General features: G+C 64.2%; 9 protein-coding genes and 1 pseudogene. 5 read left to right on the forward strand and 5 right to left on the reverse strand.

Annotated features, from left to right (window positions below):
- Together A5753_RS11405 and A5753_RS11410 are read left to right on the forward strand one after the other, a co-directional pair.
- A partial coding sequence (locus tag A5753_RS11405) for a non-ribosomal peptide synthetase (protein ID WP_156656064.1) occupies positions 1-5,406 on the forward strand: 5,406 nt, incomplete at its 5' end.
- 479 nt (positions 5,407-5,885) lie between these two features.
- Complete coding sequence (locus A5753_RS11410) at positions 5,886-7,133, forward strand: acyl-CoA desaturase (RefSeq protein ID WP_067127338.1); 1,248 nt, start codon at positions 5,886-5,888, stop codon at positions 7,131-7,133.
- A gap of 113 nt (positions 7,134-7,246) precedes the next feature.
- Here A5753_RS11410 and A5753_RS11415 read toward each other — a convergent pair whose 3' ends face one another.
- Positions 7,247-7,459, reverse strand: a complete 213-nt coding sequence (locus A5753_RS11415) for a hypothetical protein (RefSeq protein WP_156656065.1) — start codon at positions 7,457-7,459, stop codon at positions 7,247-7,249.
- Positions 7,460-7,708: 249 nt separating this feature from the next.
- On the opposite strand from A5753_RS11415, the gene A5753_RS11420 reads away from it, so the two are divergent.
- Both A5753_RS11420 and A5753_RS11425 read left to right on the forward strand, forming a co-directional pair.
- A complete protein-coding gene (locus A5753_RS11420; RefSeq protein WP_067127344.1) occupies positions 7,709-8,416 on the forward strand; it encodes a GAF and ANTAR domain-containing protein in 708 nt (235 codons plus the stop codon).
- A gap of 37 nt (positions 8,417-8,453) precedes the next feature.
- On the forward strand, positions 8,454-9,209 hold the full coding sequence (locus A5753_RS11425; protein WP_067127347.1) for a GAF and ANTAR domain-containing protein: 756 nt from the start codon (positions 8,454-8,456) through the stop codon (positions 9,207-9,209).
- Positions 9,210-9,217: 8 nt separating this feature from the next.
- Here the strand turns inward: A5753_RS11425 and A5753_RS11430 are convergent, their stop codons facing one another.
- On the reverse strand, positions 9,218-10,021 hold the full coding sequence (locus tag A5753_RS11430; protein ID WP_067127468.1) for a GAF and ANTAR domain-containing protein: 804 nt from the start codon (positions 10,019-10,021) through the stop codon (positions 9,218-9,220).
- A gap of 55 nt (positions 10,022-10,076) precedes the next feature.
- The gene (locus A5753_RS11435) at positions 10,077-11,711 is read right to left on the reverse strand and encodes a fatty acyl-AMP ligase (RefSeq protein ID WP_067127350.1); all 1,635 of its coding nucleotides are present in this window, start codon (positions 11,709-11,711) and stop codon (positions 10,077-10,079) included.
- A gap of 1,451 nt (positions 11,712-13,162) precedes the next feature.
- Between A5753_RS11435 and A5753_RS11440 the strand changes: the two genes are divergently transcribed.
- The gene (locus tag A5753_RS11440; protein WP_369829309.1) at positions 13,163-13,627 is read left to right on the forward strand and encodes a DUF5994 family protein; all 465 of its coding nucleotides are present in this window, start codon (positions 13,163-13,165) and stop codon (positions 13,625-13,627) included.
- Positions 13,628-13,728: 101 nt separating this feature from the next.
- On the opposite strand, the pseudogene A5753_RS24840 reads toward A5753_RS11440, so the two are convergent.
- Together A5753_RS24840 and A5753_RS11450 are read right to left on the reverse strand one after the other, a co-directional pair.
- A pseudogene (locus A5753_RS24840) lies at positions 13,729-14,214 on the reverse strand (DUF5994 family protein).
- Between the two features lie 154 nt (positions 14,215-14,368).
- Complete coding sequence (locus A5753_RS11450; protein WP_067127355.1) at positions 14,369-15,172, reverse strand: transglutaminase family protein; 804 nt, start codon at positions 15,170-15,172, stop codon at positions 14,369-14,371.
- Positions 15,173-15,680 lie beyond the last annotated feature (508 nt).

Raw genomic sequence — 15,680 nt, forward strand, 5'->3', positions numbered from 1 at the left:
TTGTCCATGCAGGTGGTGGCCCGGGCCCGCGCCGCCGGCCTGGTGTGTCGGCCGCGCGATATCTTCGTCGAGCAGACGGTGGCCCGGTTGGCCCGGGTGGCTGGGGTGGCCGAAGGTGGCGGCGGTCCAGTCGATGAGGGCATCGGTGCGGTGCTGGGCACGCCGATCATGCGGTGGCTGGCCGAGGTCGAGGGGCCGGTCGATCAGTTCAACCAGACGGTGGTGGTGCAGGCTCCCCACGGGGTGACCGAGGCCGACGTGGTGGTGCTGGTGCAGGCCCTGCTGGATCGGCATGCCATGCTGCGACTGCGCCTCGAGGACGACGGCGCCGGCGCGTGGTCGATGCAGGTCCTCGAGGCCGGCTCAGTGGACGCCCGCTCCTGCCTGCAGCGGGTGGAGGCGCTGTCCGAGGATGCGGTGATACGGGCGCGGTCGCGGTTGAATCCGGCCGCCGGCAAGGTGCTCAGCGCATTGTGGGCCGCCTCGACGGGCCAGCTGGTGTTGATGATCCACCACCTGGCAGTCGACGGCGTGTCGTGGCGAATTGTGTTGGAGGACCTCAACATCGGCTGGGCACAGCATCGTGCCGAACAACCGATAGTGCTTCCGGTGACCGGGACGTCGTTTGCCCGCTGGGCGGAGTTTCTCGACAAGCACGCCCGCAGCTCGAAAGTCGTTGAAAAGGCGCAGATGTGGCGGCAGGTCGCGGCGACGCCGGCGGCGTTGCCGGCAGTGCAGCCCGTCGATACGTATGAGACTGCCGGGCGCCTGTCGATGTCGCTGGACGACGCCGAGACGACTCGGATGCTCCTCGGTGAGGTGCCCGCCGCGTTCCATGCCGGCATACACGAGATTTTGTTGATCTCGTTCGCCTTGGCGATGACGGAGTTCTTGGGTACCGGTGCCGACCCGATCGCGATCGACGTCGAAGGCCACGGGCGCCACGAGGAGCTGGCGCCCGGTGTCGACCTGTCGCGCGCGGTGGGTTGGTTCACCACCAAGTACCCCGTGGCGTTGACCGCCGGCGGGCTGACCTGGGCGCAGGTGGTCGCCGGCGACGCAGAGCTCGGGGCGGTGATCAAGGACGCTAAAGAGCAGCTTCGTGCCCTCCCTGACGGCATCACCTATGGGATGCTGCGCTACCTGAACGCCGAGGTTGACCTGGAAGGCTCCGACCCACCGATCGGGTTCAACTACTTCGGGCGCATGGGCGGGCCGGCCGACGTATCGGGTGACGGCTGGGGGATCAGCCCGGACGGCTTATGGATTACCCAGGCGGCCACGGCAATACCGATGCCGCTGATGCACACCGTGGACCTCAATGCCGGCACCGTCGACACCGAGACCGGCCCGCGCCTGCAAGCCAACTGGACCTGGGCGCGGTCGGCACTGGACGAAGGTCAGATCGCCCGGTTGAGCCGGTTGTGGTTTGACGCCCTGGCCGGTATCTGCGCGCATGTGCGACGCGGCGGGGGTGGGTTGACGCCTTCTGATATCGCTCCGGCCCGGTTGAGCCAGCACCAGATCGACGAGCTGCAACAGCACCACGCGGTGGCCGACATCTTGCCGTTGTCCCCGCTGCAGCAGGGGCTGCTCTTTCACGCCCGCACCGCGCAGGTCAGCGCCGACGACCTCTACGCCGTGCAGCTGAACATCGCGGTGACCGGTGCCCTTGACCCCTACCGGCTGCGCGATGCGGTGCACACGGTGGTCAAGCGGCATCCACATCTGGTAGCCCGGTTCTGTCCGCAATTCGACGAGCCGGTGCAGATCATTCCGGCTGATCCCGGGCCGCCTTGGCGCTATATCTACCTCACCGGGACCAGCGATGCCGAGGTTGATCGCCAGATCGAGCAAGTGTGCGCCGCCGAGCGCGCCGCGGTCTGCGAGCTGAACGGCGAGCCGGCCTTCCGGGTGGCATTGGTGCGCATCAGCGCGGATCGGCACCGGTTCGTGCTGACCAATCACCACATCGTGGTCGACGGCTGGTCGTTGCCGATCTTGATGGGGGAGATCTTCAGCAGTTATCACGGTCAGCCGCTGGGCCCGGCCGGATCGTACCGACGGTTTGTGACGTGGCTGGCCGATCGTGATCTGGATGCCGCCCACTCGGCCTGGGCCGAGGTGTTGAACGGCTTTGACGCCCCCGCTCTGGTCAGCCCGGGGCACCCATTGTCGGGTAATCGAGGCGTGGCATCTTTTGGGCTGCCCGCCGAGATCACGGACGCCGTCGGTGCCTTGGCGCGTTCTTGTCAGACCACAGTCAATACGGTGCTGCAGGGTGCCTATGCCCAGTTGCTGTGCTGGCTGACTGGCCAGCACGATGTGGCATTCGGTACCACCGTTTCGGGCAGGCCGGCCGACCTCGTCGGCGCCGAGTCGATGGTCGGACTGTTGATCAACACGGTGCCGGTCCGGGCGCGTATCACGCCCACCACCACCGCGATCGACCTGCTCGAGCAACTGCGAAGCACGAACAACCGCACGCTCGAGCACCAGCACCTCGCGCTCAGCGAGATCCACCGCATCACCGGTCACGACCAGCTGTTCGACACGCTGCTCGCCTATGAGAACTACCCGGTGGACGCCGCCGCACTGGCCGCCAATGGGGAGATGGCAATCGGCGATATCGTTCGGCACGAATCCACCCACTACCCGCTGACCGTACAAGTCCTGCCCGGTAGCGAACTGGGCCTGCGTGTCGAATTCGACACCGGCGTGTTCGATCGCTCCGATATCGAAACGCTGATCGACCGGTTGCATTGGGTACTGGCGGCGATGGCCTCCGCACCCAACCGGCGGCTCTCGGCGATCGATTTGCTGGGTAGCGATGGCGATGCCCGCCTAAAGGAACTCGGTAACCAGGCGGCGTCACTCCAGTCCGCACCCCAGCGGGTCTCCGTTCCGGCGTTGTTCGCCGCGCAGGTCGCCCGCTCACCGGAGGCGGTGGCGCTGGTGTGCGGTGAGCGCACCTGGACTTACCTCGAGCTGGATGAGTCCGCCAATCGATTGGCCCAGCTGCTGGCCGCTCGGGGCGCGGGCCCGGGCAATTGCGTTGCGGTGTTGTTCAAACGGTCGGCCGAGGCGATCGTGGCGATCTTGGGCGTCCTCAAGACCGGGGCGGCGTATCTGCCGATCGACCCGGCGGTGCCCGCGGCGCGGATCGGGTTCATGGTGGCCGATGCCGCGCCGATCGCCGCGGTCACCGCAGCGGGGCTGGCCGACCGATTCGACGGGCATGACCTGCCGGTCATCGATGTCAACGACCCGGTTATCGACGGCCAACCGGGCACCGCACCGCCGGTCCCGGCCCCCGATGACATCGCGCACATCATCTACACCTCGGGCACGACGGGTGCGCCGAAGGGAGTGGCGATCACGCACCAGAACGTGGCCCAGCTGCTCGACTCCTTCGGCGCGGGCCTGCCCTCCGGACAAGTGTGGACGCAGTGTCACTCCTACGCCTTCGACTTCTCGGTGTGGGAGATGTGGGGTGCACTGCTGCACGGAGAGCGGTTGGTGGTGGTGCCCGAAGAGGTGGTGGCCTCGCCGGTCGACTTCCACGACCTGCTGGTGGCGCAGCGGGTGAACGTGTTGACCCAGACGCCGTCGGCGGTGGGGGCGCTCTCGCCGGAGGGCTTGGAGTCGACGGCGTTGCTGATCGGTGGCGAGCCATGCCCGGCCGACGTGGTGGATCGGTGGGCGCCGGGCCGGCTGATGGTCAACGCCTACGGTCCAACCGAGACCACGGTGTACGCGGCGATGAGTGCGCCACTAGCGGCCGGATCAGGGACACCGCCCATCGGGTCGCCGGTCTCGGGTGCGGCGTTGTTCGTGCTGGACGGCTGGTTGCGCTCGGTGCCGGCCGGGGTGGTCGGTGAGTTGTATGTGGCCGGTTGGGGGGTGGCGTGCGGCTATGTGAGCAGGGCCGGCTTGACCGCGTCGCGCTTTGTGGCCTGCCCATTCGGAGCGCCCGGCACACGGATGTACCGCACCGGCGATCTGGTGCGGTGGCGTGCCGACGGGCAGTTGGACTACGTGGGCCGCGCCGATCAGCAGGTCAAGATCCGCGGCTATCGCGTCGAACTGACCGAGATCCAGGCGGCGTTGTCTGCGCTTGACGGGGTGGCGCAGGCGGTGGTGGTCGCTCGTGAGGACCGACCGGGTGAGAAGCGTCTGGTGGGGTATGTCACCGGCACAATCGATCTGGCCGAGGCGCGCGCCGCGCTGAGCGAACGGCTCCCGGGCTACATGGTTCCAACGCTGGTAAGTCTCGAGGCGCTGCCGTTGACGCCCAACGGCAAAGTCGACGTCCGCAGCCTGCCGGCGCCCGGACACACCGCGGGCCAGTACCGTGCCCCGAGCACCCCCGCCGAGGAGACCCTGGCCAGAATCTACGCCGACGTCCTCGGAATCGACCGCGTCGGTGTCGACGACTCGTTCTTCGATCTCGGTGGCGACAGCATTTCGGCGATGCGCGTGATCGCCGCGGTCAACGCCACCATGGACGCCGATTTTGCGGTACCGGCGCTGTTTGAAGCGCCCACGGTGCGCACGTTGAGTCACCGGCTGCAGACGCACACGGCTTCCACTCAAGAAGTGCTTCCCCTCCAGCATCTGAAAGGGGGCAGCGGTACCCCGCTGTTCTGCGTTCATCCCGCAGGTGGGGTGAGTTGGCCGTACCAGGTGCTCGGCAATCACCTGGACTGCCCGATTATCGGAATTCAGCAGATTACGCGGCCCGAAGAGCTTGAGCCCCAGTCGATTCGAGATATGGCTAAGTCCTACGCCGACCGGATCCAGAGCGTTGATCCCGACGGGCCGTATAACCTCCTCGGCTGGTCTTACGGGGGTGTGATCGCTCATGAACTCGCCGTCGAGCTTCGGCAACGGGAAAGGGTCACCAACCTGTTCCTTCTCGACGCTCAGCCGATCATCGACAGCAGCATGGCCCTGCGCGACTATGCTCTGGACGAAGCTCAGATCGTGAAAGAAATTCTGCAGTTCTACGGTGTCACCACGCCCGAACCGAATGAGTCGCTGTCGTACGAGCAAATCGAAGATTTAATCCGCCATCACGAAGCCATTGAGCTTTCCCGACACAAAGATCTGCTGAATCTGCTCGTTCAGAACCTGAACACCAATCTCGCTTTCTATCGGGCTCACCAACCCGGCGTCCTGGACGGCGATGTGACGGTCTTTGCCGCCGCGCGAGAAGACAGCGATCGCGGTACCCATCTTCGGCAAAGTTGGCGACCCTACGCTGCGGGCGACATCACCGTGTACGAGGTCGACTGCACGCACAATGAGATGCTGACGACCGAATCGACCGGTATGTACGGCAAGGAACTCAAGCGCCTGCTCGACGTCGATCTCGCGCGGCGAGACGGCAGTCTCGGGCACTGACCGCTCGATCACGTACGACCGGATGGTCAGCAGCCGGTTCAACAGGGTCTCGTGCAGCTGTCGACGCGTTGCTCGGCGGTCTCGGTGTTGCATGAGTGCGCCCAAACGCCTACGGTCAGTGCACACGGCGTCGAGCCGCTAAGGCAGGTATATCAATCAGATGGCTCAACGCCCTCCGGATCCCTAGGTCCGGACAGGCTGCCGTACGGTCCGGCTCCGGTGACGAGGGCAACGACGGTAACTGCAGCAAGTAGTACAGCCGTATTCGCGGCCGACGAGAAGTAACTCGTCGCCCGATGCCGCAGTCCTGCTGATCCAGATTTATCCGGCTCATTTTGACCGTGTGCCTGACGGCGTCTCGCGGGCGACTGACTACTCATTGATCGGACATAATTTCTGATGCTGCGGTTCGCGAACTGTCCTTGGCTGCGTGTCGTCGCGCAGACGCCTCTGAGCGCGCCCGAATCTAGTTGATTTCAATGGCTATTACCGAAGTACCTGAATACGCTCATCTGAGCGACGAAGACCTTGAGGCGTTCGCGGCCGATCTGGAAGCGATCCGTCGTGGTATCGAGGTTTCGCGCGGCGCCAAGGACCGGGCATACATCCTGCGCGCCATCGCTATTCAGCGTTACCTGGAGATCGCGGCGCGGCTGGTCATCGCCACCAGCAGAGGCAAACGCGGATGGGCCGTTGGGACCGCGGCCCTGGCCGCGGCCAAATGCATCGAAAATATGGAACTAGGCCATAACATCAGCCACGGTCAATGGGATTGGATGAACGACCCCGAAATCCATTCGAGTACGTGGGAATGGGACATGGCCGGTCTCTCGGCGCAGTGGCAGCACTCCCACAACTACCGGCACCACGTCTTCGCGAACGTCGTCGGCGTCGATGACGACCTCGGGTTCGGCATCATGCGCGTCACCCGTGACGACGCATGGCAGCCGAGCGCGCTGATGCAGCCGTTGCGCGCGGTGCTGCTGGCCCTCTTGTTCGAATGGGGCGTGGCATTGCACTGTCTGTATGCAGTGCAGGAACGCGAGGAGACGGCTGCTGGTAAATCGGCCCTAGCAAAAGCCCTCCGCCGCAAGATCGTTCGGCAGGCCGGCAAGGATTATGTTCTGTTCCCCGCGCTGAGCCGCGGCCGGTGGCGCCGGACGCTGGGGGCCAACGTGGTGGCCAACGGGCTTCGCAATGTCTGGGCCTATCTCGTCATTGTCTGCGGTCACTTCACGGATGGTGCGGAAAAGTTCACCGAGTCGGTCCTGGACGGTGAGACGAAGGCCGAATGGTACCTGCGCCAGATGCTGGGTACGGCGAACTTCAATGCGGGGCCGGGCATGGCATTCATGAGTGGAAACCTCTGCTACCAAATCGAACACCACCTCTTCCCCGATTTGCCGAGTAACCGGTACCCTCAGATCGCCGCGCAGGTTCGCGCGTTGTGTGTCACCTACGACCTGCCTTATACGACCGGTCCGTTGGCTCGCCAGTACCTGCTCACCGTGCGCACCATCTGCAAACTTGCGTTGCCCGACCGGTTTCTGTTCGCCTCCACTGACGATGCGCCAGAAACGGCCTCGGAGAACAAGTTTCGGATCGCGGGGGAAGCAGCGACGCGATCCGGAACAGGCAATGATGCAAAGCGGCGCGGATTATCGACAGCGATACTCGCCCGAAAGCACTCAGTCGGGCGCCGAGGCCGCCGGCCGCTTTTCCGCTGATGTTCCCTAATCCGACTGCGACGTAACGGATCCCGCCTTCTCTGCGGATGGCTGGTAAGTCACACGGCGATAGTGCATGACCGGCAGAGTGGCCGTCATTACTGAGGCTATCGCTACTCCCGTACCTGGCGATTGACGAGACCAACAACGTAACGCGAATCGATCTCTTCGCCGCCGTCGCCGTAGTAGACGCGATGGTGACCGCTGGCGGTGTCGTCGGCCGTGTGCGTGACTTTGATCCACCTGCCAGACGTCGGATCTTGGAGCATGTCGCCCTCCCGGATCTCCGACAGCGGCACTTTCTCTATTGCATGTTCCGAACTCATGGCCCTCCGTAAATGTCGTGGTGACGGGCAGTGACCACCATCCGGGGATCATCCCGACGATCACCTTGAGGTTTAATCCAGTCAACCGCAGCGGTCAACGAAGGGTTCAGCTGGTCGCCAAAACCCGTCGACCAACCCGGCGGCGTTCGCGTTCGTAAATGCGCCTAACTCGTGAAAGGCTGGGGGAATGACGTCCCCGGCGAGCCACGTGGGAACCTGTGCAGCCGCCCGGCCCCTGTGCGGCTAAATGTGGCAATCCACGAGCAACTCCGCGCTGCTGTCGAAGGCCGGCGAGGGACAGAGGCTGCGGACCGGTTGTGCGAGGCCTGTGTGATCCTGCTCGATGTTGACGCGGCCGCGATCTCGATCGTCTTCGACGGGGCAAGCAGCGGAACACTGGGAGCCAGCGGCGAGCCCGCCCGCAGGTACGACGAACTTCAGTTCATCCTTGGGGAGGGCCCCTGCCTGGATTCCGTCGCCCAGCGGATTCCGGTCCTGGTCGTCGACCTCGCCGATCCCAAGGAGGCGCGCTGGCCCATATACGGCCCCGCCATGCTCGGCAACCAGATCAGGGGTGTTTATGCCATACCCCTCGTGGTTGCCGGTGAGTTTGTCGGTGCGCTCGATCTCTTTCGCGCTCAGCCGGGTCCGTTACCGGGCAACGAGCTGACCAGCGCTGTCGCCGCCGCAGAGCTGGCAGGGGTTCCGCTGCTCGATCTACTGGACGCCGACCTGCAGGCTGCGGTCGCGGACCCCAACAGCAATGCCTGGGCCGAACTCAACGCGTTGGGTCGCGCAGAGGTCAGCCAGGCCACCGGCATGCTCGTCGCCCAGCTCGAAGTGGAGCCAGCCGAGGCGCTGATCCGGCTGCGGGCCCATGCCTACGCCACGGGCCGCAGCGCCACCGAGGTCGCCCGGGACATCCTTGATCGCCGTCTGCGGCTCGAGGTGGACTGATGCGCCTTGACCGTCGCCAGTCAGGAAGGAGGACAGCGTGATTGGGGCCCCTCGTGAAACCCGTGTGCTGGATGCCGTCGTATCGATCGTCGATAGTTTGCTTGACGACTTCGACGTCGTCGACCTGCTGACTGGGTTGACAGAGCGATGTAGTGAGTTGCTCGACATCGAAGCCGCGGGATTTTTGCTCGCCGACCCACTGAACCGGCTACGCCTGCTGGCCGCCACCTCGGAGGAGGCCCGGCAGCTGGAGCTGTTCCAGCTGCAAGCCGACGAAGGTCCATGCGTGGACTGCTACAGCAGCGGCCTACCAGTCTCCGTTGCCGACGTCCAAGGCGCGTTGGAGCGGTGGCCACGGTTCGTTCCGGCCGCGGTCGATGCCGGCTTCGCATCGGTACACGCGGTTCCGATGCGGGCTGCCGGCATGGTGCTGGGCGCACTCGGCTTGTTCGGCACGCGTCGTGGCGAACTCAATGACGCCGATCTGCTCGTCGGCAAAACGCTGACACACATCGCATGCGTGGCGATCCTCCAAGAACATCCGCCCGCACCGTCGTCCGTGATGCCGCGACTACGTTCGGCGCTGACCGGCCGCGTCGTTGTCGAGCAGGCCAAGGGTTTGATTCGCCAACTGCTGGATGTGCCCGTGGAGGATGCCTTCAAGCTGTTGCGAATCTATGCACGGGCCAAGGGCGAACATCTGACGGACGTCGCCCGCAGATTGATGACCGACAAGGACTCGCGGGCTCTTGTCGTGGCGGACTTAGCCGAGCTGCGTGCCGGGCCACGGTAATAACGCTTTCAGCCGCGTCGCGCTCGGGCTCGCCGCGCGGCCTCATCGACCAGCCGCTCGGCGACGGTGTGCAGCTTCACATTTTCGGTCTGGCTGATCTGGGCGAGCCGTTCAAAGGCCTCCTCCGGACCCGTCCCCGATCGGCTACGGATGATACCGATCGCCTGATCGATCACCGATCGGCTGTCTAATGCGCGCTGCAATCGCAGCGTCCGTTCATGCGCAATGGCCAGCAACTGGGCGTTGTACACCGAGACTGCGGCGGTTTTGGCGAATTGCGACCCTAACTGCACGGCATGAGCGGCGAACGCGTCGCGAGTCGCGGCGTAGGCATTGATCGAACCGATTACCTGACCGCCGACGATCAGGGGCAGCGCTAACGCGGAGTGCATGCGCATCCGGGCCACCCGGCCGCCGAAGTGCGGCCAACGGATGTCACTGCCCAGCGATCCGCTCACGATGGGGCGTTGGGACTCCATGCACGTGATGCAAGGGCCCTCCTGCAGTTCGGTGTATTGCACGGTGTCGATGTCGTGGACGAGCACCGCTGTCGCCGCCCAGGTGCGGACGCTGGAGATGCCGCGCTGTGGATCGATTAATGAGACCCCGACACCGTCGGCGCCCGGAATCGCTTGCATGGCGAACTCCGCCACGTCTCGGAGAAGGTCGATCACCCCGCGGCCACCGGCCACAATCCCGGCGACTCCACGTAACCCCGCATAAAGTTCGGCCTCGTCTGCTTCCCTCTGACCGGGGGGAAGTTCTGGCCCCGCGCGCACCCCGCGGTTGGGTTGGGCGTCGAACTCCGCCAACATCGCTCCTCGCGTACACCGTCGACCAAACGTACTGTCCCTCGGGTACCCGAAATCAGCCGACAAGTGCCAACGTATGGGCACGCCGCAGCTTGCCGGACGGCGTCTTGGGGATCGATCCGGGCTCGAGCACCACCACATTGCGCGGCCGGACGTCGACCTCGGTAACCACCTCGTGTGCCACCTGTTGTTCGATGCGGCGCACCTCGGCCGTGTTCTGCCAATCGTTGGACTCCACGGCGACCGCAAACGTCTCTCGCACATGCTCCGCTACCAGGCGCACCGCCACGGCACCCCCTGGCCGCACCCCGGAAACACGCGCGGCGGCGCGTTCGATGTCGGTCGGGTAGATGTTTCGTCCGGCCATGATGATCACGTCCTTGACCCGGCCGCAGACGACGACGTGACCGGTCTCGGTGAGGTAACCCAGATCGCCCGTGTCATACCAGCCCTGGTCGTCCTGTGCTGTGACGAAACCCGCCATCGTCTCGTAACCCAGGGTCACCGGCTCACCGCGCACCTCGATGACGCCGACCGCGCGGGCGGGCAGGATGTTGCCGTCTTCGTCGACGATGCGCACCTCCAGTCCCTGGAGCACGCGCCCGAGCGTGGCTAGTCGCCGTGTTTTGCCTTTGCTCGCGGGGACAGCCCGATGTAGTAGGGCGAGCAGGTCGGCGTCGACCTCATCGATCAACAGGCCTGTGCCACAATCCGAGAACGACACCGCCACCGTCGTCTCGGCCATGCCGTAGGCCGGCAGAATCGCCTCCGGACGTAACCCGAACGGCTTGCCCGCATCACAGAGGTCTTCGACGTCGGCTGGTTCGACCTGTTCGGCGCCCGACAGCGCCCATCGCAGGGTGGACAGGTCGAATTGGCCGGGCTTGGCCAGCTTGCGTAGGCGTTTGGCGAGCAGCGTGTAGGCGAAGTTGGGCGCCGCGGTCATGGTGCCCTTGTACTTGTCGATGAGCTTGGCCCACAGCAGCGTGTCGCGTAAAAAATCCATCGGCGTGACCTTGACGAGTTCTGCGCCGAAATACATTGGCACGGTTAAGAACCCGGTCATACCCATGTCATGGAAGAGGGGCAGCCAGCTCACGATGACGTCGGTTTCGATGTCGACCTGCGCGCCGGCGAACATCGCCTCCGCGTTTGAAACGACGTTGCCGTGGGTGATCCGAACCGCCTTGGGTGACCCGGTAGAACCGGAAGTCAGCTGAAGAAGCGCGACATCGTCGTCGTCCGTCTCGACCGGATCGATCGGGCGACTGTCCAGCAGCCGCTCGATGATGAGCACCTGCATGCCCAGCTCGGACAGCGCCGCGGCCGCGGCCATGAATGGGTCCGAGATGACAATCGTCTTGGCGCCGATCATCTTGACGACGGCGGTGGTCTCCTCGGCCCAGCGAGCGAGATCGGTGCGCGGCGTGGGCTGGTGGAGCATGGAGAGGATGGCGCCGCGCATCCAGATGCCCTGGCTGGTGGGCGCGATCTCGGCCGGGGCACCGGCCAGCACCGGTACGGCATCGCCGGGGCAGACGCCGCCGTTAGCCAAGCCACCCGCGATACGACGGGCCCGTTCGTGCACCTCGCCCCAGGTGTGCCGGACCGGGCAGTTCGGCTCCCCGGTGACCAGACCCTTCGAACTGGACTGGGCGGTCCGATACATGGTTTCGGTGAACTTACTCAAGATCTTTCCCTTTGGCTCGGGCCCGCGGGCGCCCGCGTAGGCGACTGAGACGTTTGATGGCGGGCACGCATGACGCCGTAAAGCGGTGTCTAGGAATGACCGCCGACGGTTTACTGAGGCTGAGTGCCGCGGAAGCGCCTGCCCCTTTCAAGCACGCACCTTCGCGCCGGTCTGAGCGGGGGATCGAGCAGTTCGGACGCGTTGATGCTACGTGCCGACTGGCAACCGGGCGCGAAGGCGCGCTGAAACCGTCGCTAGCTTCAGCGGTAGCCCTTAAACCCCTGGGCGCACGACTCCGTCGTGTCGATCCAGCAGCACGATCTTGTGACTGTCGGTCATTGAGGCTGTGCGGAATCGTCGCCGGCGGGGACCTCAACGGATCGCCACCGGACGTTTCCGGCAGGCTGGGGAGTCAACCGCAATCAACGATATCGCAGAGGCGCACGAGAGTAGTCGAAATCGCCCTCGGCGTGCAGGTACGGCGTTTCCGGTCAGGGCCGGTAAACCGTGCACCAGTCTGCCGGATCAGGTGGCCTGAAGTTCTGCTTTCCCGGCGCAGGGCAAGCGGCGCCTGGCGGTAATACACGCCCGTGTCGGGTTGCTCGTCGCTGAGTCGACAAACCGCTGCCGGCCAGAAACACGTTGCCCGTCCAGGTTATTCAAGCCACGGCCGGTTGGTTCTCGCCCCGCAGATTGTCATCGGAAGAGCGAAAAGGCGGGACCCTATCGACGAGTTCGTCTGGGTTACGTCCGGATGCCTCGATCTTCCAGATGCGTTGAGCTCAGCGGTTCTTGGAGTGCAGCAACGCCTCGCCCGGTAGGGCTTCGGCGGCTTTTGTACGCTTCGCCGCGCGTTTCTGCTTCAGGGATTTAGCCGATTTCTTGGTCATGCTTTGCCTCGGAGACTTATCAGACATCGCGGCCCTTTGCTTTTGGGGGCCTATGTCGGTCCCTGTTCCGTCAGCATACGCGCCTTGGTGCTACGCATTTGTACGCCTCAGCCGCGATTGGATCCGGATCGCTGCAAAATTACTCGAAATCTGCTGTCGCGCAGTGCCATATCAAGGGCACGGCCCTGTTTCGGAGGGCTAATGGCATTCAACTGGGCGATGGCATGGGCCTCGGCGCCGCGCTCGGCGCCGGCTTCGCAACGTGTACGACCGCGCGAGAGTAAATTGTGGCGTAACATCCCTAACGAGCTGTTTCGTTGTGAGCGGTAGCCTCGGTGCCCAACGGCATTCCCATCGAGATCACGCGCAATGTGATTTCTCCGTCGGCCCGTTTCGCGGGCTGATCGATCGAACTGCGAATGGTGTCTCATGACGCAAGTAGGGCCTCCGATCGGTACCATTGTCGCCCAACAGGATTCGGCAACAGAAGTGAGCGCCACATCTCTGCAGCACCGGGACGGGTGGGTGACTGCCCCAGCGACGGATCCCTCGACATACACAATCGGTATGGCGGGGCCCAGCCGGCCCGCCAGCCCGGTGCGCCTCACTCTCGCATCCCGGCTCGGGAACAAGATCGATGGCGCGTGGTGGCCCCGTACCGGGATGATCTCGCGAGAGCTCACTGAATTGGTCACTGTCTTGGACGCGCGGCTGGGTCAGATCAGCGAAATAGACGTCAACTGGTCATCGTTGCAACGCCAGCACGACCTCAATTGGGACTGGTGGCAGGGGATACGCCCGCACGTTATGACGTTTGGCGGCCGCGATGCGCAGGCTACCCTCCTGCTCGTTCCGCACCGAACTGGTACGGCACTTGCGGTGATGGTGTTGCGCCAGGCGGCTGGCCTACCCGTATTCGACGCGCATCGTGATTCTCGTGCCTTCCAGGTCGCCGAATCCATTGTCCGCCTGGCCCGGGGCGAGCGAATGTTCGAAGCGCGCGGCGGGCGGCGGGCACCGCGGTGATGCGTTTCAAGACCGTCCGGGTTGAGACGAACCGGCTGCGCCCAGCATTTGACGACGTACGCGAGACCACTGAACAGCGGGATTCGTTGATACTCAGGGCGTTACGTTTGGGCTGATGTCTGAGGATCCACGTCCGCGACACTGGCCCTGAGGAGGTCCTCGACTGTCGAGGCATTGCTTGGGCCGGCCGCGGCCATCATGATCGCGTGTGCCTGGGCTGCATCGACGTGTGGGGAAATTACCAGTAAGACGATCTTTCCGGAATCAAGACCGAGCAATTCGATGGTACTGACCGGCTGGCGAAGATATCCGTCGAGCCGCACCGTTCGCCCGCCGGCCACGAATTTCGCCGCTTGCGTCTTGTCCCATTCGTTCACGTTTTAGATCACGCGGCCAATCGGGCCGAGTCGAACCGACAACACCGACAGCAGATCAGGGAGCTCTGCCGCGAGATCCAGGCTGTGGGGCCACCAAGCACCATCGACATAACCGCTTTGGGGCGCCCTGCGCTTGAGCCGCAAGCGCGGCGTGTGCACCGGTGGGGAGTGCCGGCGGCCCGCGTCCACATAATCTGTTTTCAGCGTCACTGCGACGCTCCCGTCTTGACCGCAAAGGGCCAGTGCGTTCGAACCGGCGACGACATGGCTGTGAATAGTCAGGTACGAGATATCGCCGATGGTTCGCACACTACTCGGGTGGCCGGCCACTAACCACCGGAACCGGCTGCCCGCGTGCGGTTCGTCAGCGGATCGAAACCAGCTGATCTATTGAATCCGCGGGCAGGTCCCCGTCGACGACCGCCGTGACGACCAGCGTGTTGAGCTCGATCTGGCCCCGATGATTATCGAGGAACGCTGTGTCGGAGGCGTCACGACCTGTGGCTATGCGCACCAGGGTTTGCCGCGGCGCTAGCAGAGTCGCGTCGACCACCCGCCAATGCCCCGCCACAAAAGCCTCGGCCACCGCATGAAAGTCCATCGGATACACACCCGGCGCGTACACCGAGACCAGGCGGGCCGGGACGTTCACCGCGCGCAGCAGGGCCACCACCAGGTGCGCGTAGTCGCGGCACACGCCTTTGCCGGATAGCAACGTGTCCACAGCCCCGTCGATTGGATCGCTTGAGCCGGGCACATAGTTCAGCCGTGTGCCTACCCACGAGCTCACATTCTCCAACAGCGACGCCGAATCACCGTACGTGCCGAATTCGGTTGCAGCGAAACCGTAGAACTTATCGGCCTCGGCATAGCGGCTGGGCCGCAGATACATCGACAGGTCGTGTTCGGTCACCGGTGCCGGATCAGTCTGGCCCACGATCGTGGCCGCGTAGTGGACTTTCAATGTGCCCACCCCCGCGTCGAAATGGTGGATGCGGTTGCCGTGTAGACCCCTGATCTCCGACGGCTGGACGGGACGCCCGTTCAAGACGAAGCGCAGCGATTCGAAGACCTCGGTGCGCGGATGCGGCGCCACGGCTACCTGAAACTCGAGCGTCGTGGGCGCGGTGATTTCGGCTTCGATCTGGACGCCCACTTCACGTTTCATAGCCTGATCGTGCGCCAATCCTCGCGCGTTCGCCAGGCGAGCCACGGGGTCACCGGAACGAACTGTGTGGTGCGGACTCGTATTCGAACCTTATGTCTTGACCGCATTTCGCCTACCCTGGACGACAGCGGCGGATTGAAGAGGTTGCATTCGGGGGTCTGCTGCTAGATGGTCGCTGGTGCGCAACTGTGGTGTTAAGCAGTCAGCATCAGGCTGGCCGCCGTCGCTTTTTGACTGTGTGAACCAACGCAGCGGGGCCGTCGGACTGACGGTCCCTTATCGGAAAATCACCTACTCAGGGTCTACCGCGGTCATGGCGCGCCTCATGCTCTGCGAGAGCCCGAGCTATGTTGGCCGCAAATCTAAACGAGCATGCTCGTTGGCTTCGTCGTGTTCAGAGCGCATTGGCGTAGGGTGAAGAATGCATCAGCGCTTCCACCGTTTGGTGATCGTTCCCGGGTGTGTCGTTCGCCGATCCACCTGCTTTAGCCTGTTATGCGGTCAGAAC

The organism is Mycobacterium sp. 852002-51971_SCH5477799-a (assembly GCF_001667145.1).
Taxonomy (GTDB): Bacteria; Actinomycetota; Actinomycetes; order Mycobacteriales; family Mycobacteriaceae; genus Mycobacterium.

Coding starts and splice junctions, on each gene's coding strand:
- A5753_RS11410 (WP_067127338.1), top strand. CDS start 5,886: ATGGCTATTACCGAAGTACCTGAATACGCTCATCTGAGCGACGAAGAC.
- A5753_RS11415 (WP_156656065.1), bottom strand. CDS start 7,459: ATGAGTTCGGAACATGCAATAGAGAAAGTGCCGCTGTCGGAGATCCGG.
- A5753_RS11450 (WP_067127355.1), bottom strand. CDS start 15,172: ATGAAACGTGAAGTGGGCGTCCAGATCGAAGCCGAAATCACCGCGCCC.